Below are 24,440 nucleotides of genomic sequence, written 5' to 3'. Positions count from 1 at the left end.
AAGCGCTTTCCGAAAACATTCATGATCAATCGGCTGGGTGGCGTGGGCGGTGTGGGGCGATGGCGGGCCAGGGAATGGTCAGTTCCCCGAGGCACCAGCGGCGAGGGCGGTCCAGGATGGGCCAGCCCTGGGTGCGGATGGCGGCCACGGTGTGCAGCCAACGCTGGCGAGGGCCGAAGGTGGCGTAGCCGGCGGCGGACCGCCAGGCGTCGTCCAGAGCGTGGATCAGGTCGTGTACGCGTTCGCCGGGAACGTTGCGGTGGATCAGCACCTTGGGCAGGCGCTCGGCCAACTCGGCCGGGCTCCGCAGGGTGGACAGCCGAGCGGCCAGGGTCAGCGAGCGGGGACCGTCGGCGTCGAGCAGCACCCAGGCGCCGAGCCGACCCAACTCGTCGCAGGTGCCCTCGACGAGCAGCCCGCCGGGGGCCAGTTGCCCGGTGAGCGTGGCCCAGGCGCCGGCCACCTCGCTCTCGTCGTACTGGCGCAGCACGTTGGCCGCGCGGACCAGGGCCGGGCGCAGGCTGGCCAGCTCGAACCCGCCCCGGGCGAAGATCAGACCGGGCGGGTCGGCGGCGGGCTGGGCGGCGGCTACGCGTACCGGATCGAGCTCCAGCCCGACCACCCGCACGTCGGCGCGGACCCGCGCGGCGAGCCGGGCGCGTAGTTCCACCGCGGTCACCGGAGTCGCGCCGTAGCCGAGGTCGATCACCAGCGGGTCCGCCGCAGCCAACAGCGCATCGGCGCAGTTCTCGACGATCCAGTTGTCCATCCGGCGCAGCCGGTTGGGACCGGTGGTGCCCCGGGTCGGCGTACCGATCGGCCGGGCAGGTCGCGACATCGCCTCAGCTGGTCCGGTGCACCTTGTGCTGAGCGGCCTGGGCCAGTGGGCGGACCACCAGCCGGTCCACGTTCACGTGTTGCGGACGCGTCGCGCACCAGGCGATGCAGTCGGCCACGTCCTCGGCGACCAGCGGCTCGGTGACCCCCGCGTAGACGGACTCGGCCCGGTCGGCGTCGCCGCCGAAGCGGACCAGCGAGAACTCGTCGGTCTTCACCATGCCCGGGTCGATTTCGATCACCCGGACCGGGCGTCCGCACAGCTCCAGGCGCAGCGTGCCGGCGATCGCGGTCTGCGCGTGCTTGGCGGCGGTGTAGCCGCCCCCGCCCTCGTACACGGTGAAGCCGGCGGTGGACGAGACGATGACGACGGTGCCGGCGCCGGAGGATTCCAGCGCGGGCAGCAACGCCTGGGTGACCCGCAGCGTGCCGAGCACGTTGACGTCGTACATCCACTGCCAGTCGCCGATCGCGCCGGACTCCACCGGGTCCAGCCCGCGTGCGCCACCGGCGTTGTTGACCAGCAGGGTCACCGGCCCGGGCGCCAGCGCAGCGGCCTGCGCGAGTGCCGCCACCGACTCGTCCGAGGTGACGTCGCAGGCGACCGCCGTGGCGGCGCCACCGTCAGTGGCGATTTCGGCGACCAGCGCGGCCAGCCGGTCCGCACGCCGGGCCGCGGCCAGCACATGGAAGCCCTCGGCAGCGAGCCGTCGGGCGGTGGCGGCACCGATTCCGCTGGAGGCACCGGTGACGATGGCGACACGACTCATCCGGCCATTCTCGCCTCCGCTGCCCGGACGTCGGGACCGCACGCGGAATGAGGTCCGTCACGCCCGGACGATCGACCCAGGCATTTCCCACGGCCGATCGGGAAGATGTGATCCGGCGTGGAGGTTGTCCCAGGAGCGCGCCGGTCGTGCGAGACGGCATCAACCGTGACAAAGGGAGCGGACGTGGCGGAAAAGCACACCGGTGTCGGTCGTCAGCGGGGTTCCCTTCCGTGGCCGCGACCACGGCGGATCGCGACGCTCTCGGTGCACACTTCACCGCTGCACCAGCCGGGCACCGGGGACGCGGGCGGCATGAACGTCTACATCCTGGAGGTCGCCCGGCGACTGGCCGAGGCGAACGTCGAGGTGGAGATCTTCACCCGCGCCACCTCGGGTGACCTGCCACCATTGGTGGAGGTCACTCCCGGCGTGCACGTCCGGCACGTGATGGCCGGCCCGCTCGAAGGGCTGACCAAGGAGGAACTCCCCGGCCAGCTCTGCGCCTTCACCGCCGGGGTACTGCGCGCCGAGGCGGCCCGACCCCCGGGCCACTACGACCTGATCCACTCCCACTACTGGCTCTCCGGCCAGGTCGGCTGGCTGGCCAAGGAGCGCTGGGGGGTGCCGCTGGTGCACACCGCGCACACCCTGGCCAAGGTGAAGAACGCCCGGCTCGCCCTTGGCGATCGGCCGGAACCCAAAGCCCGGGTGATCGGCGAGGAACAGGTGGTCGCCGAGGCCGACTGGCTGGTGGCGAACACGCGGGTCGAGGCGCGGGACCTGATCGACCGGTACGACGCCGACCCGGCCCGGGTGGCGGTGGTCGAGCCGGGGGTGGACCTCGAACGCTTCCGTCCCGCTGGCGGCGACCGGGCCGCTGCCACGGCTGCTGCCCGCGCCCGGCTGGGCCTGCCCGTCGGCGGATACCTGGTGGCCTTCGTCGGCCGGATCCAGCCGCTGAAGGCACCGGATGTGTTGGTCCGCGCGCTCGCCGCACTGCGCGAGCGGGATCCCGCGCTGGCCAACGACGTGGCGGTGGTGATCTGCGGTGGCCCCAGCGGCAGCGGGTTGGACCGGCCCACCGCCCTGATCGAGCTGGCCGCCTCGCTCGGGATCACTGACCGGGTGCACTTCCTGCCGCCCCGGACCGGCGCCGAACTGCCCATGCTGTACCAAGCGGCCGACCTGGTCGCGGTGCCGTCGCACAACGAGTCCTTCGGGCTGGTCGCGCTGGAGGCACAGGCCTGCGGCACGCCCGTGGTGGCCGCTGCCGTCGGCGGCCTGGTGACCGCCGTCCGGGACCAGGTCAGCGGAGTGCTGGTGCGCGGCCATGACCCGGGCGACTGGGCGGCGGCGCTGGCTCGCCTGCTGCCCGACCGGGCCCGCCGGGCTGAGTTGTCCGTCGGTGCCGCCCGGCACGCCCGCAACTTTTCCTGGCACCGCACCGCCGAGGGCCTGCTCGCCGTCTACGGCGAGGCAGTAGCCGCCCACCGTGCCCGCCTCACCACCGAGCTCGCCAACTTGGTGAAAGGAAGGGCCCCCTGTTAACGCCTGGTGTATAGCAGGGGCCCCTTGTTAACGCTCGCTGGTGCACGCACCCTTGCCATGGCCGGCGACGGCGGTCGTAGAGTTGATCGGGTGAGTGACCTTGGGGCCTTGATCGAGTCGGTCTGCGCCGAGCGGGAGCTCGCCTGCGAATCCACCGGCCCGGGGTCGTACGCGGTCACTCTGCCCGGCACGCACAAGCTCAAGACGATCTGCCACCTGATCGTGGGCGAGCACGCGCTGCGGATCGAAGCGTTCGTGATGCGCCAGCCGGACGAACGACGCGAGGAGCTCTGGGCCTGGCTCTTGCAGCGCAACGCCCGGATGTACGCCGTGTCCTTCTCCATCGACGCCGTCGGCGATGTCTACCTCACCGGCCGGGTCAACCCGGCCGGGGTCGACGCGGACGAGCTGGACCGGCTGCTCGGCGCGGTGCTGACCTATGCCGACGAATCCTTCGACACGATGCTGGAAATCGGCTTCGGCAGCTCGATCCGACGGGAGTGGGAGTGGCGGGTCAAGCGGGGTGAATCCACCGCGAACCTCGCGGCGTTCGCACATCTCTTCGAACCCTCCGATACGGACCCGTCGGCGGACAGGGGTGCGGGTCAGTCCTGATCGACGGCGCGAATCAGCCTGACCCAGGCCCCGGAGGGTGGTTCAGACCGGTCTCGTTGGGTAACCCGCACCGCGCGGTGCGGCGTTGGGACCCGCCGCGCCGAGACTGAGTGCCGAGGAGCGTGAGCGTTCATGGCTCAGCGAAACAGCTCGGGTCGCGGCGGGCCCGCGACCGGAACCAAGCGGCAGGGCGGCAACAAGACCCCGAACACGCCACGGATCTCCGAAACGGAGATCGCCCGGATGCGGGTGGACGACATCCGCAGCCAGCTGCGCCGGTACGGGGTCTCCGGCATCTCCGCCCTTCGTAAACCGGAGCTGGTGAAGACCCTGGCAAAGACGCTTCGGTCGGGCGGGGCAGCCCGCCGGAGCAGTGGACCGGCCGGCCGTGCCGGCGCCACCAAGGCCTCCGGCGCCCGGCAGGCGGCGTCGGCCCGTACCGCCCCCGGTCGGGCGAAGGCGGCTCCGGCGAACCGGGCCGGGACGGGCCGGAAAGCGACGGCCGGCACCGCCCGGAAGGCGACCACCGCCGCCCGGAAGACGGCCGGCACCGCGCGTGGGACGGCGACCGCCCGGAAGGCCACGACCACCGCCGCGCGGAAGACGACCGCGGCCCCGAAGACCACGACCGCCGCGCAGAAGAGCACCGCGCAGAAGGCCACTGCCGCCGGGGCGAAGAAGGCCGCCCCGCGGAAGGCTGCCACGAAGAGCACCGCGGCCCGCAAGTCGACGACGACGCGTACGGCGGGAAGCGCGACCGCCCGCAAGTCCGGTGGCGCGGCACGCGGTCCGGCGAAGGCGGCACCGGCTCGTGGAGCGGCGAAGGCGGCACCGGCTCGTGGCAGCGGGGTGCGTACCGGCAAATCGACTGCTCGATCGACCCGGTCGTCGCAGGTGATCTCCTCGCTTCAGGACCGGCCGGAACGTCCTGGCCGCAGCCTGGTAACCACCAATCACGACGTCATTGCGCGATGGGCCCGAGAGCGGGGCGCCAAGCCGGCGACGATCAGCGGCACTGAGCGGGACGGCCGGGCCGGCGTGCTGACGTTCAACATCCCGGGTTACCGGGAGAGCAGTCGCATCCGGGAGATCACCTGGGACGAGTGGTTCCACACGTTCGATCTGCGGCGGCTGAACCTGATCTATCAGGAGCAGATGCGGGACGGCCGGCAGAGCAACTTCTTCCGGACCGAATCACCCGATCGGGAAGACGCGTGAGCGTTTGCGGGAATGGACGGGGGGTATCGGATGTTGGTCCTCACGTGGGCCCCGTGAGGCGCGACCGCCGCTGTGACCGGCGAGACAGCCATCCAGGTTGAATCGCTGCCCAGGGGCCAACTAGCTTTATTGCACCACGTTCGCTCGGAACCGTTCGGGGGAGCGGTGGATCGATTCAGATCCGTGCCCGGGTGGCGTGGGGACGGGTGGACCGAACCGTTGGGGGACGGTGGGCCACCTGTTTGGACCGGCGGCGCGAGCGGGCGTTGCTTACGGGGGTGAGCTTCGCCCGCCGCCGCCGGTCGTACGACGTGCCGGGCACATCACGTTGATCCTCGCCGAGGGCGAGCGTGCGGCCGTGCGTTCGACTGACCTGCCGCAGCCGGCGGGCGACCCAGCCGTCCACCCAGTCAAACGCTCGCGCGACGGCCGTCGCCGGTCGACGTGGGCTCGACGGCCTCCGGGCCCGCCGATGATCGCAGGGCCGACACGCGCCGTTCCCGGGACGGGCCGGCGAGCAGGTGGCCGCCAGCGGCCAGCAGCCCCACCCCGCCGACGATCAGCCAGTGGACATCGCCCCACTGTTGCAGGCTGAGTCCGCCGAGCGTGGGCGCGACGAACGAGGCGGCCGGGAAGGCCAGGTAGAACACCGACTGGTAGCGGGCCCGCAGGGCGGGCGGCGCCAGCTCCGCGTTGATCTGTGCGTTGGGTGGCGCGGCCAGCATCGAGCCGACCGTCCAGACCACGCAGGCGCCCAGGTAGAGGGCGAGCACATCGGCGATGGCAAGGGCCCCGAAGCCGATCGCGAGCAGTGCGGTCGAGACGGCGAGCACGTGCGCTTTGCGGTGGCGGTCGATGAGCCGGGGCACGAAGAGTTGCCCCAAGACGATCAGGACCCCGCCCAACGCCATGACCGTCCCGTACGCCGATGGTCCCAGCCCGTCGGCGCGCATCGCCAGCGGCATGATCGTCGATGTCTGCGTGGTCAGTACGGCCAGGATGAAGGTCAGCCCGACGAAGACCATGAAGTGGCGATCGGTCAGCGCCGTGTGCAATCCCGGTCGGCGCGAGCCGGTGACCGTGGACCCTGGCGCGTGCCTGATCGTCTCGGGCACCTTCCATGCGATGAGTGCGGCGGTGGCCAGCGTGGCGGCCGCGTCCACCAGGAAGAGCGCGAGGTAGCTCGCCTCCGCCAGCAGACCGGCCAGCAGCGAGGCCACCGCCATGCCGAGGTTGAACGCCCAGAACTGGAGGTTGAAGGCGCGGGAGCGGCGCGATTCGGGTACCACGTCGACGATGGCCGCGACGAAGGCCGGGCTCGGCATCGCGTGTGTGACCCCGACCAGCAGCGCGAGCGCCGCGATCACGCCGAGGTGCTGGCTGAGGGCCAGCGCGACCATCAGTACGGCGGAGGCCAGGTGCGCCGCCACCAGCGTGGCGCGGCGTCCCCATCGGTCGGCCAAAACCCCGCCGAGCAGTACGCCGGCCGCTCCACCTGCACCGAAGGCCCCGATGACCACCCCGGCCAGGGACTCGCTGGCACCCCGGACGGCGGTCAGGTAGAGCGGCAGGAAGAGTATCGCGAACGCCCCGGCCCGGTTGATCAGCAGGCCGGCCCAGAGGTACCAGAAGACGGAGGGTAAGCCGCCCGCCGTGTCGGCCAGCCCGCGGTGCAGGGCCGCAGCGGGCCCTCGGCGCGGGAGCGGCGCGGCAGTGGGCTGATGGGGCGGTGCTTCGGGCCGCACCGGACCTCCTGATCTGTTCGGTTACCTAACAGATCTTGCCGTAGTGGCCAGGCTTCGAAGCGCCGGGGTTGGCATGCGTCGCGCCTGCCTAGCTGCGGGTGGTGGCGACCGGCTCGGCGGCCTGGGGCGCGGCCGGCGCAGGCGCGGGCGACTGGACCGTCACCGCCGGTGCTGCTCCGGCCGTACGCAGCGCCAGTGCCCGCCGTTCCCGAGCCGGTCCGGAGAGCAGGTGGCCCACCGCCATCAACGCCCCGATCGCGGCGCAGCCGAGCCAGAGGGCGACGTTGCCGGCCTGCTCGCGTACCAGCCCGCCGAGGATCGGTGCGATAGCGCCGGCCAGCTGCCAGGAGAGCGAGAAGACGCCCTGGTAACGGCCGCGCAGCTCACCGGGAGAGAGTTCCGCGATGAGGGTGGCGTTGGACGGGGAGTTGAGCATCTCGCCGATCGTCCAGATCAGCACGGTCAGCCCATAGAACCAGGCGACGTCGGCGAACGCGGTCAGCCCGAAGCCGACGCCCATCACCACCGAGGCCAGGGCGAGCACGTGGGAGCGGCTGCGGCCCCGGATGAGCCGGGGCACGAACAGTTGGCCGACCACGATCAGGACGCCGTTGAGGGCGATCACCGAACCGTACGTGGCGGGGCTCAGGTTCGAGTCGGCCATCGCGATCGGCAGCATCGAGATGTGCTGGAGGAAGACCAGCGCGCCGAGCAGGTTCAGGGCCACGAATCCCAGGTACACCCGGTCGGACAGGATGGCGCGCAGCGCTCCGGTCGGTGCGGCGTCGTGCCGCGCGGCGGTGGTGACCGCCCGGGTTTCCCGGACCTTGACGAAGATGATCAGTGCGGTGACCAGCGTGGTGGACGCGTTGACCACGAAGAGCAGAAGATAGTCGGCCTGGGCGGCGAAGCCGGCGAGCACCGCCGCGCAGGCGAAGCCGAGGTTGATCGCCCAGTAGTTGAGCGAGAAGGCACGCAACCGGTCCCGCTCGGGCACCACGTCGATCATCATCGCGCCGAACGCGGGACGGGCCGCCTCGGCGAAGAGGCCGAGTAGCAGGGCACCGACGGCGACCGCCCACAGATCGCGGGCGAAGCCGAGGGCGAGCATCATGGCCGCCCCGCCGAGGTGAGCCGTGAGTAGGGTCGGGCGCCTTCCCCAGCGGTCGGCCAGCGTACCGCCGATGGTGGTGCCGACCGCGCCGCCCGCTCCCCACAGGCCGAGCACCAGGCCGGCCTGGGTGGCGGAGAAGCCGCGCACCTGAGTCAGGTAGATGGCGAGAAAGATGAGGACGAACGAGCCGAGCCGGTTGATCAGGGTGCCGGTCCAGAGATACCAGAAGGTTTTCGGTAGACCGCCTGTGGTGTCCCGGAACCAACCCCGCATCGCGCGCACGCCGGCGCCCCCGTTTCCGTAATGACTGATCTTGTTGCTGTTCCTTACAACCTAATCTTGGGTCGGAGCGGTGGTCATCTCGTTTTCCACGTGGTGGTCGTCACGACCCTTCCCGCGCGTCTGACACCGGCTTGCGGCAGGATGATCGGCATGACAGCTAGCGAGGGACCCACCGTCGGGACGCTGGTCCTGCTGCGGCACGGCGAGAGCGACTGGAACGCCAAGAACCTCTTCACCGGCTGGGTCGATGTGGACCTGACCGAGAAGGGGGAGAACGAGGCGCGCCGCGGCGGCGAGCTGCTGCGCGAGCACAACCTGCTGCCGGACGTGGTGCACACCAGCGTGATGCGTCGCGCCATTCGTACCGCCGAGCTGGCGCTGAATGCCGCGGACCGGCACTGGATCGCGGTACGCCGGTCGTGGCGACTCAACGAGCGCCACTACGGCGCCCTGCAGGGCAAGAACAAGAAGCAAACCCTTGACGAGTACGGCGAGGAGCAGTTCATGCTCTGGCGCCGCTCGTACGACACGCCGCCCCCGCCGATCGCGGACGACGACGAGTGGTCCCAGGTGGGCGACCCGCGGTACGCGCTGCTGCCGACCGAGCTGATGCCGCGTACGGAATGCCTCAAGGACGTTGTCGAGCGGATGCTGCCGTACTGGTACGACTCGATCGTGCCGGACGTCCTGGCGGGCCGGACCGTGCTGGTGGCGGCGCACGGCAACTCGCTGCGCGCGTTGGTCAAGCACCTGGACCAGATCAGCGACGAGGCGATCGCGAAGCTCAACATCCCCACTGGGATCCCGCTGCGCTACGACCTTGACCCGCTGCTGCGTCCGCAGACTCTGGGCGGCACCTACCTGGACGCGGAGGCGGCCAAGGAGGCTGCCGCCGCGGTGGCCAACCAGGGGCGCTGATCCTCCGGGCAGTTCGTTAAAAGGGGCCCCCTGCTATACACCAGGCGTTAACAGGGGGCCCTTCCTTACACCGGTTCGCCGGTGATCAGGTAGACGACGTGCTCGCCGCTGTTCACCGCGTGGTCGGCGAACCGCTCGTAGAAGCGGCCGAGCAGGGTGGCGTCGATGGCGGTCTCCACCCCGTACGGCCAGTCCGCGCCGAGCAGCACCCCGAACAGGCCCCGGTGCAGATCGTCCATCGCGTCGTCGTCGCTGTCCAGCTCCGCAGCGATGTCTGCATCCGGGTGGGCCAGTACCGAGGCGATCTTCTCGGCCATCCGGTCGGCGATCGCCGCCATGTCGGTGAAGACCGGCCGCAGCTCCGCCGGAACGGCGGGCGACGGATGCCGGCGCAGTGCGGTCTTGGCCACGTGGTTGGCCAGGTCACCCATCCGTTCCAGGTCGGCGGCGACGTGCAGCGCGGTGATCATGGCGCGCAGGTCGGAGGCGACCGGCGCCTGCCGGGCGAGCACCTCGCAGACCCGCTCCTCCACCTGCCGGTAGCATTCGTCGATCTCGGCGTCCCCCTCGATCACCGCCTCGGCCGCCCGGCGGTCGGCGGTGAGCAGAGCCCGGGTGGCCTGCCGCAGCGCCCCCCGTACGCCTTCGGCCATTTCCACCAGCAGCTGGCTGACGGCCTGGAGCTCGGCCCGGAATTCGGCCCGGAACTCGTCGCGCATACCTCACGTCCTGTCGGTCGGTGCCGGCGTTGGGCCGGCGGGGCTGTCACGGGGGTGCGCCGGACAAGCTAGAGGCCGGGGAAGGACCGTAGGTGAACGCCGGTGAACTGCGCCGGACGGAAAGGTGAACTTTCCCGGAAGTGAGGGTGCTTCGTCCTGGTCTGCCCGGTAGCCCGGTGAACAATGACCCTACGATCGCCGCGTGACGTGGGCGGTGACGGGTGGTGTGGTCGCGGCTGTGGTGGCCGGGCTGGTCGCTGGCCTGTGGCTGTCGCGGGTCATTCCGGCGGCGGACCGGCCGGGCGGCGGTTCCAGGGCGATCGGGCGGGCAGGTTTTCGGTTCGGTAAGGGGAGGAAGACGATCGCCGAGGATGTGCAGAGCGGGATCGGTCGCCGCGCGATCGACTCGTTAAGGGCCGGAGTCGTGGTGCTCGACGCCGAGGATGTGCCGGTGCTCGTCAACCCGGCGGCGCGGGCGATGGGACTGCTGCGTACCGGGGGCCGGCCGGGTTCGATCATCGCGCATCCGCTGGTGCGTACGCTGGCCGGGCAGGTGCGGCGCACCGGAGTGCGCCGCGAGATCCAGCTCGACCTGCCCCGGGGCCGCGACAGTATCGGGGAGAACCCGCTCGGTGTGCACCTGCGGGCGATGGGACTGGGCAGCGGGTTCATCGCGGTGGAGGCGGTCGACGTGACCGAGGCGCACCGGCTGGCCCGGGTCCGCCGCGACTTCGTGGCCAACGTCAGCCACGAGCTGAAAACGCCGATCGGCGCGCTGCAACTGCTCGCCGAGGCGCTGCTCGACGCCACCGGGCCGACCGACGAGGAGCGACCGGAGCTCTCTGGGGACCTGGTCGCGGCGCGGCGCTTCGCCGAGCGGATCCAGCACGAGTCGACCCGGCTGGGGCGGCTGGTGCAGGAGTTGCTGGAACTGACCCGACTCCAGGGCGCCGAGCCGCAACCCGCCCCCGAGCCGGTCGCGGTGGACTGGGTGATCTCCGAGGTGGTGGACCGCACCCGGACCGCCGCCGCCGCAAGGCGCATCGACGTGACGGTCGAAGCCGAGCGGGGACTGACCGTCTACGGCAGCGACAGCCAGTTGGCCACCGCCGTGGCTAACCTGGTGGAGAACGCCATCAACTACTCGGGCGTGGAGACCACGGTGCGCGTCACCGCCCGCAGCGCCGAGGAGCACGTCGAGATCGCCGTCACCGACCAGGGCATCGGCATCGCCCCCGGCGAGGTGGACCGGATCTTCGAGCGGTTCTACCGGGCCGACCAGGCCCGCTCCCGGGCAACCGGTGGCACCGGGCTCGGTCTGGCGATCGTCAAGCACATCGCCAGCAACCATGGCGGACGGGTGGATGTGACGAGCACGCTTGGTGGGGGGTCGACGTTCACCCTGCGGCTGCCCGCTCGTCCTCCGGACGACCTGCTGGCGACACTGCCGTCGGGTGGGATCGAGGCCGGTCCGGCCGGGTTGTACCCGGTCTGAGCGGCCGATGGGTCCGGCCGGGCTCCGCCCGGTCTGACACGGATGGAAAGGAAAAGCCGTTGAGCCGGGTTCTGGTGGTCGAGGACGAGGAGTCGTTCTCCGACGCCCTGTCGTACATGCTCCGAAAGGAGGGGTTCGAGGTGTCCGTGGCCGCCACGGGCACGTCGGCTCTCACCGAGTTCGACCGGACCGGTGCCGACATCGTCCTGCTCGACCTGATGCTGCCCGAAATGTCGGGCACCGAGGTGTGCCGACAGCTGCGGCAGCGCTCACACGTGCCGATCATCATGGTCACCGCACGGGACAGCGAGATCGACAAGGTGGTTGGCCTGGAGATCGGCGCCGACGACTACGTCACCAAGCCGTATTCTCCTCGGGAACTGGTGGCCAGGATACGCGCGGTGCTCCGCCGACGGAGCACCGAGGCGGCCGAGGCGGGGGGGCCGACGCTGGCCGCCGGGCCGGTCCGGATGGACATCGAGCGGCACGTGGTGACCGTCGACGGCGCCGCGGTGCAACTGCCGCTCAAGGAGTTCGAACTGCTGGAGCTGCTGCTGCGCAACGCCGGCCGGGTGCTCACCCGTGGGCAGCTGATAGACCGGGTCTGGGGCGCCGACTACGTGGGCGACACCAAGACGCTGGACGTGCACGTCAAGCGCCTGCGCTCGAAGATCGAGCCGGAGCCGTCCACCCCGCGCCACATCGTCACGGTGCGCGGCCTCGGCTACAAGTTCGAGCCCTGATCCTCGGGAAAGAATCGACTCAAAAAGTTTCCGCAGCGATTCCGAAATCTCATCACCCGGCGTCGGTTAGAGCGGGTCGGCGGGATGGGGGGCGACCAGGCCCTGCCGCAGTCGCGTGGCGCACAGCTCGGCCAGCTTGGCGTACGCGGCCTCGCCGACGAGCGCGGTCAGCTCCGGGGCGTACGACAGGTACATCGGTTCGGCGCCGACGTGCGCGTCCGTGGACGAGGTGCACCACCAGTCGAGGTCGTGCCCGCCGGCGCCCCAGCCCCGCCGGTCGAACTCGGCCAGCGTGGAGACCAGCACCTTGGTGTTGTCGGGTCGCTTCACCCACTCCTGGTCCCGGCGGATCGGCAACTGCCAGCACACGTCCGGCTTGTACTCCAGCGGGTGGACTCCGTCGCGCAGTGCCTGGGCGTGCAGCGCGCAGCCGCTTCCGCCCGGAAAGTCCGCGTCGTTGAGGAAGACGCACGGCCCGTCCGAATCCCGGGTCGCGGTACGACGTGCCGGCGTCTTGCCGTCCACCGTGTCGTTGTCGGTCCAGTTCTTGAAGCCGCGACGGAAGTGCTGCCAGGTCTCCGGGGTCAGCCGCTTCACTGCCGCCCGCACCCGCTTCTCGTCGTCCGAGTCGGTGAAGAACGCGCCGTGCGAACAGCAGCCGTCGGCGGCCCGCCCGGCGATGATGCCGTGGCAGCCCCGACCGAAGACGCAGGTCCAACGGGACAGCAGCCAGGTCAGGTCGGCCCGGACCACGTGCCGTTCGTCCGCCGGGTCGACGAATTCGATCCACTCCCGGGGGAAGTCCAACGGCACCTCCCGGCTCCGCGGGTCCGTCGGGTCGTCCACCAGCACGCGGAGTTCGATCTGCCCTGTCACCCGGCCCAGCGTACGCGGGGTGCGGCGGGCAGGTCGGCGAGTGCCGCGAACGGTTGGCCTAGTGTTCTGCCCATGCGACTGGGTGTCCTCGACGTCGGCTCGAACACGGTGCATCTGCTGGTGGTCGACGCCCACCGGGGAGCGCACCCGTGGCCGACGCACTCGGAGAAAATGGTGCTGCGGCTCGCCGAGCAGGTCGGCCCGGACGGCGCGCTCCGTGAGGCCGGCGCGGACGCTCTGGTCGAGGCGGTCCGCGCGGCCCGTGCCTCGGCCACCGCCCTGGGGGTCGACGATCTGCTCGCCTTCGCCACCTCCGCGGTACGCGACGCCACCAACGCCGGCGAGGTGCTGGCCCGGGTCCGTGACGCCAGCGGCGTACGCCTGGAGATGCTCGCCGGCGCGGACGAGGCGCGGATGACCTTCCTCGCGGTCCGGCGCTGGTTCGGCTGGTCGGCGGGCCGGCTACTGGTGCTGGACATCGGCGGCGGCTCGCTGGAGATCGCGGCGGGCATCGACGAGGACCCCGACGTCGCGGTGTCGCTTCCGCTTGGCGTCGGCCGGCTCACCCGAGACCGGCTCGGCGTCGGGCCGCAGGACACCAGCCCACCCCGGGCGGAGGCGGTGCACGAGCTGCGCGAGTACGTCGATGCCCGGCTCGACCCCGTGGTGAAACGGATCACCGAGGTGGGCTGGGACCTTCCGGTGGCCACCTCCAAGGCGTTCCGCACACTGGCCCGGCTCGCCGGGGCGGCCCCCAGCAGCGCCGGGCCCCGGGCCCGGCGCGAGTTGACCGCCTCGGGGCTGCGGCAGGTGCTCGGCTTCATCCGCCACATCCCGCCGGCGCAGCTGGTCGAGCTGGAGGGGGTGAGCGTCGGACGCGCCCACCAACTGCTGGCCGGTGCCGTCGTCGCCGAGGCGGTGATGCGCCGTCTCGGGGTCGACTCGGTGGACATCTGTCCATGGGCGCTGCGCGAGGGTGTCATCCTCAGTCGGTTGGATCGGCTGGCGTCGGTGTGACGCCCGTCGTCCCCGTAGTCCGATCTGCCCGTTCTCGTCATGATGCCTCAATCGGCGGCGGCTACCCTCGGTGGTGTGACTTCCCGCGTCCCGGTGCTCCTGTCCACCTCCTCGCTCTTCCCGGAGCGGACCGCGGCGGCGTTTCAGCTGGCCGCAGCGCTCGGCTACGACGGGCTCGAGGTGATGGTGTGGACCGACGCCGTCAGCCAGGACGCCGGTGCGCTGCGCGGGCTGGCCGACCACTACGGCGTGCCGGTGCTCTCCGTGCACGCGCCCTGTCTGCTGGTGACCCAGCGGGTCTGGAGCCCGGACCCGTGGGAGCGGCTGCGCCGCGCTGCCGTGCTGGCCGAGACGCTCGAGGCGCCGACCGTGGTGGTGCATCCGCCGTTCACCTGGCAGCGGGACTACGCGCGCAACTTCGCCGACGGGCTGGACAAGATCGCCGGCGAGTTCGGCGGGCTGCGGCTCGCGGTGGAGAACATGTACCCGGTGCGGATGGCCGGCCGGCAGTTCGTGCCGTACGCCCCCGGCTGGGATCCGACCGAGACCGGCTACCCCTCCTACACGCTGGACCTGTCGCACTGCGCCGCCGCACACACCGACGCACTGGCGATGGCCGACCGGATGGGCGACGGCCTGGCGCACGTGCACCTCGGCGACGGCACCGGTGAGGGGCGGGACGAGCACCTGGTGCCCGGCCGCGGCAGCCAGCCCTGCGCCGAGCTGCTGCGGTCGCTGGCCGGGCGGGGCTTCACCGGCTCAGTGGCGGTGGAGGTGACCACCCGGGGCGCGAAGAGCCGGCAGACCCGCGAGGCGGACCTGCGGGAGGCGCTGGCCTTCGCCCGCCAGCACCTCAACACTCCGTCCCCGGTCGACGCCTGACGGCCTGGGCGGTCGGGTCAGGAGACGGGCGTCAGCGGGTCGGTCTGCGCCGGGACGGCGGCCCGCTTGCGGGCCCGGTGGGCGGCCACGTGTGAGCGGGTGGCACAGCGCTCGGAGCAGAACCGCCGGCAGCAGTTGGACGAGGTGTCCAGGTACACGTTGCCGCAGCGGCCGTCCGCGCAGACCCCGAACCGGGCGCTGCCGTACTCGCAGAGCCAGACCGAAAGCCCCCAGACCGCGCCGGCCAGGAATTCCGAACTCACCGAGGCGCCCCGGCTGGTGACGTGCATGTGCCAGTCGCTGGAATCGTGCCCCAGGATGCGAGGCTGCACCGGAAACGCCTCGAGCAGCGAGTTCAGCTCGGCCACCGCCTGGCCGTCGCGGCCGGAGGTGCCATATTCGAAGACGTCACGCAACCGCTTCTGCGCTCGCCGGAAGGTGACCAGGTCCCGTTCCACCACCTCGTCGCGCATCCACGCGTTCTCGTCGGAGAAAATGGCCCGCAGGTCGTCGAGGCCGTCCAGCCGGGCGTTGACGAGGTCAACCCCGGTCCGGGCGTACGCGTCGAAGTTCACGCCTTCAAAGGTAGACGACTCAACCGGCGCGCGGCGCGTCGATGTAATGCGGCAGGAACCGGGCGTAAGCATCAGTGATCAGGCTCGCGCTCTCCCGTAGCCCAGCACCCGCCGACTCGCCGTCGACGATCCAACTGCCGAGCACCAGGCGGTTGCCGGCGAACTCGGGCAACGCCCGGAATTCCTGGTAGCAGAATCCTTCGTCGCCGTAGTCGCCCGGATTGGTGATCTCGCCGTCGGCGGTGATGATGCTTACCGCGGCACCCTCTCGGCCGAGCAGCGGCTTCGCGACGTACTCGAGCATCCCGCGCGGCGAGTCGAGGTAGGCCGGCAGCAGCAGTTCGTGTCCCGGGTACAGCTCCCAGAGCACCGCCAGCAGCGCCTTGTTGGACAGCAGCAGTTTCCAGGCCGGCTCGATCCAGGTGGTCGGCGTGCCAGGCGCCAGCGCCAGCGGCCCGTACGGCTCGGTGAGCATCCACTCCCAGGGATACAGCTTGAAGCAGGTGGTGATCGGGGTGTCGGCGGCGTCGACGAAGCGCCGGCCGTCCCAGCCGATCTCCTGGATCGGCAGCAACTCCACGTCCAGCCCGGCCTGGCGGGCGGTCTCCGCCAGGTAGCCGGCGGTCATGTGGTCCTCGCCGGTCTCCTCCTCGTTCGACCAGACCACGTGCACCCGCCGGTCGTGCAGGCCGGCGCCGATCTTCGCCCAGGCGGCGACGAGCCGCTCGTGCAGGCTGTTCCACTGATCCAGTTCGGGGCGGGTGTGTTCCAGCCAGTACCACTGGATGATGCTCGCCTCGACCAGCGCGGTCGGGGTGTCCGCGTTGTATTCCAGCAGCTTCGGGGGCCAACTGCCGTCGTACCAGAGATCGAAGCGGCCGTAGAGGGTGGGCGGCGCCTCCCGCAGCGATCGGGCGACGGCCTCGGCCGCCCAGCCGGGGATGCCGAACTCGGCGTACCGGTTGCGTGCCACCACATGCGCGGCAGCGGTCACCGACATCCGGTGCAGTTCCTCGGTGGCCTCCTCCAGCCGCAGCACCTCGTCCAGGTCGAATGCGTACGCGGCGGTCTCGTCCCAGTACGACATCACCCCGCCGTCGGGCAGTTCGGTGTCGACGTACACCAGACCCTGGGCCCGGATGGTGGCGTCCCACTCCGGACGCGGGTCGACCGGCTCGCGACGCACCGTCAGCCGCCGCAGGAGGCGAGATGGGTGCCGAACCCGCCCCGCTCGGGCACGGTCGCGTCGGATTCCGCCACGGATCGGCCGGTCGAATCAGCCACGGGTGCCTGGACCCGCATGGCCAGGGCCACTGTGTCGCCCCCACCGGTCGGGCTGAGGGCGCAGTCGTCATCGTCGTCGTCCGAGGTCATGTTGCAGCCGGAAAGCGCGAGGGCCAGCGCGGTGAGTGCGCCGAGCTGCACGGAGGCCGACCGCAGCCGACGGCGGGGGTGTCGTTCCACGCCATCGTTGTAGCCGATCGACGCCATGTGTGTAAGAGGCGGACTGCGGTGGACGCGCCTCGGGGGCCGGGCGGGCGTTACGCTCGGCTCATGCTCCGTACCGTCATTCTCGCCGCCTCCCGGTCATCCCGGATCGAGCGGCTCGTCGAGACGGCCCCGTTCTCCCGGGATGTCGTGCGCCGGTTCGTCGCCGGCGCGCAGAGCGCCGACGCGTTGCGCGTGACCCGCGAACTCGTCGGGGACGGTCGCGCTGTCACCCTGGACAACCTCGGCGAGGACACCGTCACCCCTGCGCAGGCCACCGCCACCCGTGACGAGTACGTGACGCTGCTGGGGATGCTCGCCGAGGCGGGACTGACACCGGCCGCCGAGGTGAGCGTCAAGCTCTCCGCGCTCGGCCAGAGCTTCGACGAGCAGCTCGCCTATGACAACGCCCGGGCGATCTGCGCCGCGGCCGACGCCGCGGGCACCACGGTCACCCTGGACATGGAGGACCACACCACCACCGACTCGACCCTGGACATCCTTACCAAGCTGCGCAAGGACTTCCCGTCGACGGGGGCGGTGCTGCAGGCGTACCTGCGGCGTACCGAGTCGGACTGCCGCGACCTGGCTGTGGCCGGCTCCCGGGTGCGGCTGTGCAAGGGGGCGTATTCCGAACCGGAATCGGTGGCCTACCAGGCGGCCCGCGAGGTGGACAAGTCCTACGTCCGCTGCCTGAACATCCTGATGTCCGGTGACGGCTACCCGATGCTGGCCACCCACGACCCGCGCCTGATCGCCATCGGCGAGGACCGGGCGCGCTGGTTCGATCGCGGTGCCGACCGCTTCGAGTTCCAGATGCTCTACGGCATCCGGCCGGAGGAGCAGGCCCGGCTGGTCGGCGAGGGCTACACCGTGCGCACCTACGTCCCGTACGGCGACGACTGGTACGGCTATCTGATGCGCCGCCTCGCCGAGCGCCCCGCCAACCTCGCTTTCTTCGCCCGCGCGGTGGCGTCACGGAAATAGCCCGGCGACCCACCGGGGATGACTGGCGGTAGTCGCTTGACTCATTTGGCTAATGGCTTTAGCCTTTTGGCTATGGCTGATAGCTTTGTTGAGCGTGGCGGCGGCCGAATCACATACGAGGTGCACGGGCAGGGGCCGCTGGTGGTCCTCTCGCACGGCATGGGGGAGAACCGCCACTCCTACCGGCACCTCGTTCCGCTGCTGGTCGCGGCGGGCTACCGGGTGGCCTCGGTCGATGTCCGGGGGCACGGCGACTCCAGCGTCGGGTGGCCGACGTACGCCCCGGCCGAGGTGGGCGGCGACCTGCTGGCAGTGGTGCGTGACCTCGGTGGCGGGCCGGCCACCCTGGTCGGCAACTCGTCCAGCGCCGCGGCGGTGGTCTTCGCCGCCACCGACGCGCCGGAGCTGGTCAACGGCATCGTGCTGGTCGGCGCGTTCGTCGCACAGCCGAAACTCAACCCGTTCATGCGCCTCGCCGTGGCGGCGGTGGTCCGCAGTCCGCGACTGTTCGGGATGTTCCACCGCACCCTCTTCCCGATGCACCGGCCGGCCGACGACGCGGCGTACCGCAGAGATCTGGTGGCCGCGCTCCGGCGACCGGGCCGGATGGCGCCGGTGCGGGGCGTGATCGCCCCGGCCGAGCCGCACTGGACGGCGCGGGCCCCGCAGGTGCGGCGGCCGGTGCTGGTGTTGATGGGCACGAAGGACCCCGACTTCCCCGACCCCGCGGCCGAGGCCCGGGCCGCCCGGCGGCTCTTCCAGGTCGCCGAGGCACGGATGGTCACCGACGCCGGGCACTATCCGCACGCCGACCGGCCGGAGGCGATGGCGGCCGAGTTGGTCGACTTCCTCGCGGTGATCGACCGTGGCTAGGGCCGGGCTCAATCCACAGGTCGTGGTGCGCGCGGCGGCTCAACTCGCCGACGAGGTCGGGTACGAGAAGCTGACCCTGGCCGCCCTCGCCAGCCGGCTCGGCGTCGCGTTGCCCAGCCTCTACAAGCACATCAAGGGCGCCGACGCGCTCGCGCAGAAGCTTTCCGCGCTGGCCACCGCCGAGATCGCCGACGAGATGATGACCGCCGCCGCCGGTCGCAGCGGCGCCGACGCGCTGCGCGCCGTGGCCGTCGCCTACCGGTCGTACGCCCGTCGGCATCCCGGCCGCTACCCGACCAGCCAACGGGTGCCGGATCCGGCCGACCCGGAGCACCTGGCTGCGGGCGAGCGCGCGGTGGGCGTCGTCTACGCCATCCTCCAGGGCTACGGGATCGACGGTGCAGCCGCCGTGGACGCCGTCCGGATGTTCCGCGCCGCCGTGCACGGCTTCGTCTCGCTGGAGGCGACCGGTGGCTTCGGCCTGCCCCGTGAGGTCGACCGCTCGTTCGACCAGATGATCGCCGCCCTCGACATCGCGTTGCGCTCCTGGCCGTCCACCGGGCCCCGGGCCCGGTGAGCGCTCGGTCGTGCTTCCAGCCGACCGGTGACCGGCCGTCGCCTGGTGGTGTGAGGAACGTACGCTTCCCGGCGTGACCCACGGGACCCCCGAGGCCGGCGACGCTCCGCCGGTGCCTGCCGTGCCAAGTCCGGTCAGCGCGGCGTCGGGCCCGCTGGGCACCGCGTCGAGCCCGCCGCTTGGTGAGCCGGGCCAGTTGGCCACCGCGCCGGAACCGGCGCGACGGCGCTGGTGGCGGTGGGCGGTGCCGGTCGTGGTCGTGTTGCTGCTGGCCGGCGCAGTGCCGGCGGCGCTGCTGCTGGTCCACGATGCCGACGTCGAGACGCCGGCCGAGGCCGCGGCGCCAACCGAGAACCCGACCACCCTCGCCGCCCGGCAGGTCGCTGAACGGATCACCGCGCAGTTGGAGCGGCAGTCCGCGGCGCTGCTCGCCGGCGACCGGACCGGATTCCTGGCGGTCGCGGACCGCAAAATCCACAGTGAACTGCGGCGCCGGTTCGCCGGGCTCCGGGAGCTGCGGGTGACCCGCTGGGAGGGTCGCCCGAACGGCCTGCCCACGCCGGCCGGCAATGCCGGTGAGTGGCGGTTGTCGGTGGAGTTCCACTACTGCTTCGTGGAGCCGGACTGCCGGCCCAGCCCATTGCTGGTCAACACCTTGTGGCGGGACGGGACGGACCCCCGGCTGCTCAAGCTGGAGAAGTCGACGTCCACTCCGCAGGTGGGCGGCCGGGTCCGAGCGCAGGCCGGTACCCTGCCCTGGGAGGTCAGCAAGTTGGTGGTCGCGGTGGGCAAGCGCACGATCGTGGGCACCACGCCGGCGTACCGTGACCGGCTGCCGGGCCTGTTGAAGCGGGCCGAGGCGGCGGCGAAGGTGGCCGACGGGTACGTCGTGGACGGCGCGGTGCCCGAGCGGTACCGGATCTTCTACGCCGGCCCGAAGGAGTGGAAGCGCTGGTACGGCGGCGACCAGCCGGAGTGGGGCGCCGGGTACGCCGTCAACGTCGGCGGCGGCCACCACGACGTGGTGCTCGGGCCGGACAGCTTCAACGACAGCGGCTATCTCGACGTGATGCTCCGGCACGAGCTGGCGCACGCCGCCTCGCTCCCCGAGAACGACTACTGGGACAATTCGGCCTGGTGGCTGATCGAGGGGCTGGCCGAGCACGCGGGGGCCGATGGCGCGTCGGTCGCCCGGTACGACGGGCTCATTCCCACCCGCAAGTTCGTCAAGGGCGACTGGAACGGCAAACTGGACGATCTGCTGCCTGCCGAGGACGCCTCGACCGAGGAGGCGATCGGCAGCTACGGCGCCGCGTACCTCGCCGTCCGGTATCTCCTGAACCGCTTCGGTGAACAGAAGGTGCACGCCTTCGTCAAGGCGGTGGTGCACGACCTGCGCGTGCCGAGGCAGGTTTCCGAGGAGATCTTCGGCAAGCCCTGGGCCAAGCTGCACGCCGACTGCGCCAAGCACCTCCGCCGCGCCGTCGAGTGACGGCGTGCAGCGGTCGGATCGACGCCGGCTCGTAGCATGGGCCGGGTGCGCCGCCTCGATTCGCCACGGCCGGCCGCCGCCATGCGGCCCCGCCTCCTCAGCGCCCTGTTCGCCGTCGTCGTCCTGACCCTCACCAGCGCCGCCTCCTGCGGTGCCGACGAGCCGTCGATCGCGCTCGCCTCGGCCACACTGGCACCGGTGGCCGAGGAGATCGATGCCCCGGCCACGGTCACCGCCCGGGCGGCGGCGACCCTCACCGCGCCCGCCGACGGCACCCTGGCCAGCCTGCGGGTCGAGCCGGGCCAGCGGGTCCGGCGCGGCCAAGTGCTCGCCGTGGTCCACTCGCCGACGGCGCGGGAACGGCTCCGCCAGGCCCGTGCGGCGCTCAACGCGGCGAAGCGGGCCGGCGGCGGTGGCGGTGGCGACCTCGCCGGTTCGCTGCGCGGCACCGACCGGGCCGCGGCCGAGGCGCACTCCGCCGCCCGCGCCGCCGCCAAGAAGATCAGCGACCCCAAGCTGCGCAAGGCACTGCTCGCACAGGTCGAGTCCGCCCGGCGACAGTACGACGCCGCCGCACGGGCGGCCGATCGCGCGGTACGCGAGGTGCAGCGCGGCGTACGCAACCTCAACTCCGCCGTCAGCGCGCTCGCCACCGCGCAACGACTCCAGGCTCAGCAGGCGTACGACCTGGCCGAAGCGACGGTCGACGCGCTGACGCTGCGCGCCCCGATCGCCGGGGTGGTGCAGCCGGGTGGTGTGAGCACCGCCGGCTCGGCGAGTGCGCTCGCCGGGTTGCTCGACGCGCCGGGTGGACTCCCGGCCGGGCTCGACCCGGCGGTGCTCGGCGGCGCACCGGCCGGGCCACCGCCGGGCGTGGACACGGCCGTCCCGGTCGGTGGCCGGGTCACCGCCGGAACCCCGGTGCTGACCGTGGTGGACACCGGCGAGCTGGGCCTGCTGGCCGAGGTCGACGAGACCGACGTGCTGCTGGTCCGGGCCGGCCTCACCGGCACGGTGGAACTGGACGCGGTGCCCGGTGCGACCTACGAGGCCAGGGTCCGCTCGATCGACGTGCTGCCCAGCACGTCGGCACGGGGCGGGGTCAGCTACCGCGTCCGGCTGGCGCTCGGTGCCGGTCGGTTCGGCGAGGCGGAACCGGCACCGACCCCACGGCCCGGGATGAACGCCGTGCTGCGGCTGCGGGTCCGGGAGGCGGCGGATGCGGTGACCGTGCCCGCGTCGGCGGTCTTCTCGGCGGACGGGCGGGACGCGGTCTGGCTGGTCCGGGACGGTCGGGCCGACCGCGCGGTGGTCACCATCGGCGTGCAGGGGCAGGATCTGGTGCAGATCGTGGACGGCGTGCAGCCGGGGGACCGGGTGGTGGTCCGCGGCACCGACCAGGTCCGCGACGGCCAGGAGGTCGGGTGAGTCGGGGCCCGGGACCGGCGGTTCGTGGTGGCCCGGCGGGCGGGGTGCCCGCCATCGAGGCGGTCGACGTGTCCCGGACGTACCAGCTGGACGGAGTGTCGGTGCCGGCCCTGCGGGGGGTGACGCTGACCGTCTCGGCCGGCGACTACGTAGCGCTGATCGGACCCTCCGGGTCGGGCAAGTCCACCCTCATGCACCTGCTCGGCGGACTCGATCGGCCGACCGCCGGGCGGTTGGTGATCGACGGGCGGGCGGTGGGCGGGCTGTCCGCGCCCGAACTGGCGCGGTTGCGTAATCAGACCATCGGCTTCGTTTTTCAGGCGTTCCACCTGCTGCCGCGCACCTCAGCGGTGGAGAACGTGGCGCTGCCGCTGGTGTACCGGGGTGTGGGCGCCCGGGAGCGGCGCGAGCGCGCTGTCGCGATGCTCGAACGGGTCGGCCTGGGCCATCGGCTTGAACACCGGCCGAACCAGCTCTCCGGCGGCGAGCAGCAGCGGGTGGCGATCGCCCGCGCCCTGGTCACCGACCCGACCGTGCTGCTCGCCGACGAGCCGACCGGCAACCTGGACAGCACCACCGGCGCGGCCGTGCTCGAACTACTGGAACGGCTCAATGCCGAGTCGGGGGTGGCGCTGGTGATGGTCACCCACGACGCGGAGGTGGCCGCCCGCGCCCGTCGGCGGATCGCGATGCGGGACGGCGTGATCGTCGCCGACAGCGATGCCGATCCGGCGACCGGCGGTCCCGGCCCGGGTGGCGGTCCCGGCCCGGGTGGCGGTCCCGGCCCGGGTGGCGGTCCCGGCCTGGGCGTCGGTCCCGGCCTGGGCGTCGGTCCCGGCCCGGGTGGCGGTCCCGGCCTGGGCGGAGGACCGGTCGAGGGCGGAGGCGGGTCGTGAGGCTGGCCGAGGCATGGCGGGTCGCGTCGGACGCGCTGCGCGCCAACCGGATGCGGAGTCTGCTGACGATGCTCGGGGTGATCATCGGGGTCGCCTCGGTGGTGCTGCTGGTGGCCATCGGCACCGGCACCAAGCAGACGGTCGAGCAGCAGGTCGAAGGGCTCGGCTCCAATCTGCTGCTGGTCGTGCCGGGGCGGCTCGACGTGGGTTCCGCGCCAGCGGTCTCCCCGCTGACCCTGCAGGACGTGGACGCCGTCGGCCGGGTGGTCGGCGATCCCGGCCGGGTCGCGGTGACGGTCGCCTCCGGTGCCACCGTCCGCGCCGGCACCCGGCAGGACTTCACCACCGTGCAGGGCGTGCTGGAGACCACCCCGTCGGTCTTCGCCCGGGACGTGGCCCGGGGCCGCTACCTGAGTCGATCCGATGTGGACACCGGGCGGCGGGTCGCGATCCTCGGCGACTCGGTCGCCCGGATCCTGTTTCCCGACCGGGAGGCGGTGGGCCAGCAGATCAACGTCGCGGGCGTCCGATTCCGGGTGATCGGCGTCTTCGCCCCGCTCGGGCAGAGCCTCGGTGTCGACCGGGACGACGAGGTGCACATACCGGTGACCGCGGCACAGCGGTTGTACGGCACGCAGCGGGTGGACGCGATCGCGGTGAAGGCGCCGGACCGGGAACGCATCGACGAACTGGGCGAGCTGATCGTGGCGGAGCTGAACGATCGGCATCCCGGTACCGAGTTCAGCGCGGTGACCCAGGAACAGATCCTCGGCGTGCTCGGTGACATCCTCGGCATCCTGACCGGCGTACTGGCCGCGATCGCAGGCATCTCGTTGCTGGTCGGTGGCGTCGGCGTCTCCAACATCATGCTCGTCTCGGTCCGGGAACGCACCAGGGAGATCGGGCTGCGCAAGGCCGTCGGCGCCCGTCCCCGCGACATCGGCGTGCAGTTCCTGCTGGAAGCGGTACTGCTGACCGCGATCGGCGGATTGGCCGGGATGGCTCTCGGTGTGGGCGGTGCGCTGCTGGTGGCGGCAGTCTCGCCCATTCCGGCGGCGGTGACCTGGTGGTCGTTGGCGCTGGCCTTCGGCGTGTCGGCGGCGGTGGGGATCGTCTTCGGGGTGGTGCCCGCGCAACGGGCCGGCCGGCTCGACCCGGTGGTCGCCTTGCGCGCCGAGTGACCGTGGCCGAAGATGATCGTTGTTGAGGAACCGGGTGCAAGCCACCCGACCAGGGGTTTTTCGCGAGCTGCCGGGATCGGGGTCATGATCAGTTGCAGGAAGGGATCGCGCCGGTCACAGCGGCCCCGCTACCGTACTGGTAACACGCGCGTCGCCAGCCGTGC

General features: G+C 71.7%; 23 protein-coding genes and 1 pseudogene. 15 read left to right on the top strand and 9 right to left on the bottom strand.

Annotation, left to right across the window (positions count from 1 at the left end; all coding sequences use genetic code 11):
- Positions 1–25: 25 nt before the first annotated feature.
- Both Vqi01_RS22605 and Vqi01_RS22600 read right to left on the bottom strand, forming a co-directional pair.
- Positions 26–838: a class I SAM-dependent methyltransferase gene (locus tag Vqi01_RS22605; protein ID WP_204036840.1), complete on the bottom strand. Its 813-nt coding sequence runs from the start codon at positions 836–838 to the stop codon at positions 26–28.
- 4 nt (positions 839–842) lie between these two features.
- The gene (locus Vqi01_RS22600; protein ID WP_204036839.1) at positions 843–1,607 is read right to left on the bottom strand and encodes an SDR family NAD(P)-dependent oxidoreductase; all 765 of its coding nucleotides are present in this window, start codon (positions 1,605–1,607) and stop codon (positions 843–845) included.
- Positions 1,608–1,790: 183 nt separating this feature from the next.
- Here Vqi01_RS22600 and mshA point away from each other — a divergent pair, with 183 nt between their 5' ends.
- From mshA to Vqi01_RS31805, 3 genes and pseudogenes are all read left to right on the top strand, one after another.
- A complete protein-coding gene (gene mshA / locus Vqi01_RS22595) occupies positions 1,791–3,155 on the top strand; it encodes a D-inositol-3-phosphate glycosyltransferase (RefSeq protein ID WP_204036838.1) in 1,365 nt (454 codons plus the stop codon).
- 57 nt (positions 3,156–3,212) lie between these two features.
- On the top strand, positions 3,213–3,770 hold the full coding sequence (locus Vqi01_RS22590; RefSeq protein ID WP_204036837.1) for a type III secretion system chaperone family protein: 558 nt from the start codon (positions 3,213–3,215) through the stop codon (positions 3,768–3,770).
- A 618-nt stretch (positions 3,771–4,388) separates the two neighbouring features.
- Positions 4,389–4,988, top strand: a pseudogene (locus tag Vqi01_RS31805) (hypothetical protein); the annotation flags it as partial.
- A gap of 410 nt (positions 4,989–5,398) precedes the next feature.
- On the opposite strand, the gene Vqi01_RS22580 reads toward Vqi01_RS31805, so the two are convergent.
- Both Vqi01_RS22580 and Vqi01_RS22575 read right to left on the bottom strand, forming a co-directional pair.
- Positions 5,399–6,664: an MFS transporter gene (locus Vqi01_RS22580; protein WP_204036845.1), complete on the bottom strand. Its 1,266-nt coding sequence runs from the start codon at positions 6,662–6,664 to the stop codon at positions 5,399–5,401.
- Positions 6,665–6,821: 157 nt separating this feature from the next.
- Positions 6,822–8,129, bottom strand: coding sequence for an MDR family MFS transporter (locus tag Vqi01_RS22575; RefSeq protein ID WP_204036835.1), 1,308 nt, complete (start codon positions 8,127–8,129; stop codon positions 6,822–6,824).
- Positions 8,130–8,279: 150 nt separating this feature from the next.
- Here Vqi01_RS22575 and Vqi01_RS22570 point away from each other — a divergent pair, with 150 nt between their 5' ends.
- Positions 8,280–9,047, top strand: a complete 768-nt coding sequence (locus Vqi01_RS22570; protein WP_204036834.1) for a phosphoglyceromutase — start codon at positions 8,280–8,282, stop codon at positions 9,045–9,047.
- Between the two features lie 65 nt (positions 9,048–9,112).
- Here the strand turns inward: Vqi01_RS22570 and phoU are convergent, their stop codons facing one another.
- Positions 9,113–9,766, bottom strand: a complete 654-nt coding sequence (phoU, locus tag Vqi01_RS22565; protein ID WP_204036833.1) for a phosphate signaling complex protein PhoU — start codon at positions 9,764–9,766, stop codon at positions 9,113–9,115.
- Between the two features lie 202 nt (positions 9,767–9,968).
- Here phoU and Vqi01_RS22560 point away from each other — a divergent pair, with 202 nt between their 5' ends.
- Positions 9,969–11,261 (top strand): ATP-binding protein, encoded by a 1,293-nt coding sequence (locus Vqi01_RS22560; RefSeq protein ID WP_372444402.1) that lies wholly within the window; start codon positions 9,969–9,971, stop codon positions 11,259–11,261.
- A gap of 59 nt (positions 11,262–11,320) precedes the next feature.
- Positions 11,321–12,004 (top strand): response regulator, encoded by a 684-nt coding sequence (locus tag Vqi01_RS22555; protein ID WP_204036832.1) that lies wholly within the window; start codon positions 11,321–11,323, stop codon positions 12,002–12,004.
- Between the two features lie 66 nt (positions 12,005–12,070).
- Here Vqi01_RS22555 and Vqi01_RS22550 read toward each other — a convergent pair whose 3' ends face one another.
- Positions 12,071–12,880, bottom strand: a complete 810-nt coding sequence (locus Vqi01_RS22550; protein ID WP_204036831.1) for a DUF3109 family protein — start codon at positions 12,878–12,880, stop codon at positions 12,071–12,073.
- Positions 12,881–12,952: 72 nt separating this feature from the next.
- Between Vqi01_RS22550 and Vqi01_RS22545 the strand changes: the two genes are divergently transcribed.
- Both Vqi01_RS22545 and Vqi01_RS22540 read left to right on the top strand, forming a co-directional pair.
- On the top strand, positions 12,953–13,897 hold the full coding sequence (locus Vqi01_RS22545; protein WP_204036830.1) for a Ppx/GppA phosphatase family protein: 945 nt from the start codon (positions 12,953–12,955) through the stop codon (positions 13,895–13,897).
- Between the two features lie 75 nt (positions 13,898–13,972).
- Positions 13,973–14,779: a sugar phosphate isomerase/epimerase family protein gene (locus tag Vqi01_RS22540; RefSeq protein WP_204036829.1), complete on the top strand. Its 807-nt coding sequence runs from the start codon at positions 13,973–13,975 to the stop codon at positions 14,777–14,779.
- Positions 14,780–14,796: 17 nt separating this feature from the next.
- On the opposite strand, the gene Vqi01_RS22535 is transcribed toward Vqi01_RS22540, so the two are convergent.
- Genes Vqi01_RS22535 through Vqi01_RS22525 form a run of 3 tightly spaced genes read right to left on the bottom strand, consistent with a single transcriptional unit; the run spans position 14,797 to position 16,818 of the window.
- The gene (locus tag Vqi01_RS22535; RefSeq protein WP_204036828.1) at positions 14,797–15,354 is read right to left on the bottom strand and encodes a CGNR zinc finger domain-containing protein; all 558 of its coding nucleotides are present in this window, start codon (positions 15,352–15,354) and stop codon (positions 14,797–14,799) included.
- Between the two features lie 19 nt (positions 15,355–15,373).
- The gene (locus tag Vqi01_RS22530) at positions 15,374–16,540 is read right to left on the bottom strand and encodes a glutathionylspermidine synthase family protein (RefSeq protein ID WP_204036827.1); all 1,167 of its coding nucleotides are present in this window, start codon (positions 16,538–16,540) and stop codon (positions 15,374–15,376) included.
- 2 nt (positions 16,541–16,542) lie between these two features.
- A complete protein-coding gene (locus Vqi01_RS22525) occupies positions 16,543–16,818 on the bottom strand; it encodes a hypothetical protein (RefSeq protein ID WP_239098581.1) in 276 nt (91 codons plus the stop codon).
- A gap of 90 nt (positions 16,819–16,908) precedes the next feature.
- On the opposite strand from Vqi01_RS22525, the gene Vqi01_RS22520 reads away from it, so the two are divergent.
- The 7 genes from Vqi01_RS22520 (at position 16,909) to Vqi01_RS22490 (ending at position 24,276) form a co-directional block, all read left to right on the top strand.
- Positions 16,909–17,829: a proline dehydrogenase family protein gene (locus Vqi01_RS22520; protein WP_204036826.1), complete on the top strand. Its 921-nt coding sequence runs from the start codon at positions 16,909–16,911 to the stop codon at positions 17,827–17,829.
- A 72-nt stretch (positions 17,830–17,901) separates the two neighbouring features.
- On the top strand, positions 17,902–18,702 hold the full coding sequence (locus tag Vqi01_RS22515) for an alpha/beta fold hydrolase (RefSeq protein ID WP_204036825.1): 801 nt from the start codon (positions 17,902–17,904) through the stop codon (positions 18,700–18,702).
- Complete coding sequence (locus tag Vqi01_RS22510; protein WP_204036824.1) at positions 18,695–19,279, top strand: TetR/AcrR family transcriptional regulator; 585 nt, start codon at positions 18,695–18,697, stop codon at positions 19,277–19,279. The genes Vqi01_RS22515 and Vqi01_RS22510 overlap by 8 nt, the downstream gene beginning before the upstream one ends.
- Before the next feature lie 73 nt (positions 19,280–19,352).
- Positions 19,353–20,771, top strand: a complete 1,419-nt coding sequence (locus Vqi01_RS22505) for a hypothetical protein (RefSeq protein ID WP_239098580.1) — start codon at positions 19,353–19,355, stop codon at positions 20,769–20,771.
- Positions 20,772–20,807: 36 nt separating this feature from the next.
- Entirely contained in the window at positions 20,808–22,199 is a 1,392-nt protein-coding gene (locus tag Vqi01_RS22500) for an efflux RND transporter periplasmic adaptor subunit (protein ID WP_204036823.1), read from the top strand.
- A 44-nt stretch (positions 22,200–22,243) separates the two neighbouring features.
- Positions 22,244–23,095 carry an ABC transporter ATP-binding protein gene (locus Vqi01_RS22495; protein ID WP_239098583.1) on the top strand — a complete coding sequence of 284 codons (852 nt, stop codon included), beginning with the start codon at positions 22,244–22,246 and terminating at the stop codon, positions 23,093–23,095.
- Positions 23,092–24,276, top strand: coding sequence for an ABC transporter permease (locus tag Vqi01_RS22490; RefSeq protein WP_204036822.1), 1,185 nt, complete (start codon positions 23,092–23,094; stop codon positions 24,274–24,276). The genes Vqi01_RS22495 and Vqi01_RS22490 overlap by 4 nt, the downstream gene beginning before the upstream one ends.
- Positions 24,277–24,440: the final 164 nt, after the last annotated feature.

The sequence above is a fragment of the Micromonospora qiuiae genome, from assembly GCF_016863555.1.
GTDB classification, from domain to species: Bacteria; Actinomycetota; Actinomycetes; order Mycobacteriales; family Micromonosporaceae; genus Micromonospora; species Micromonospora qiuiae.
This window is presented reverse-complemented; position numbering and strand designations above follow the sequence as displayed.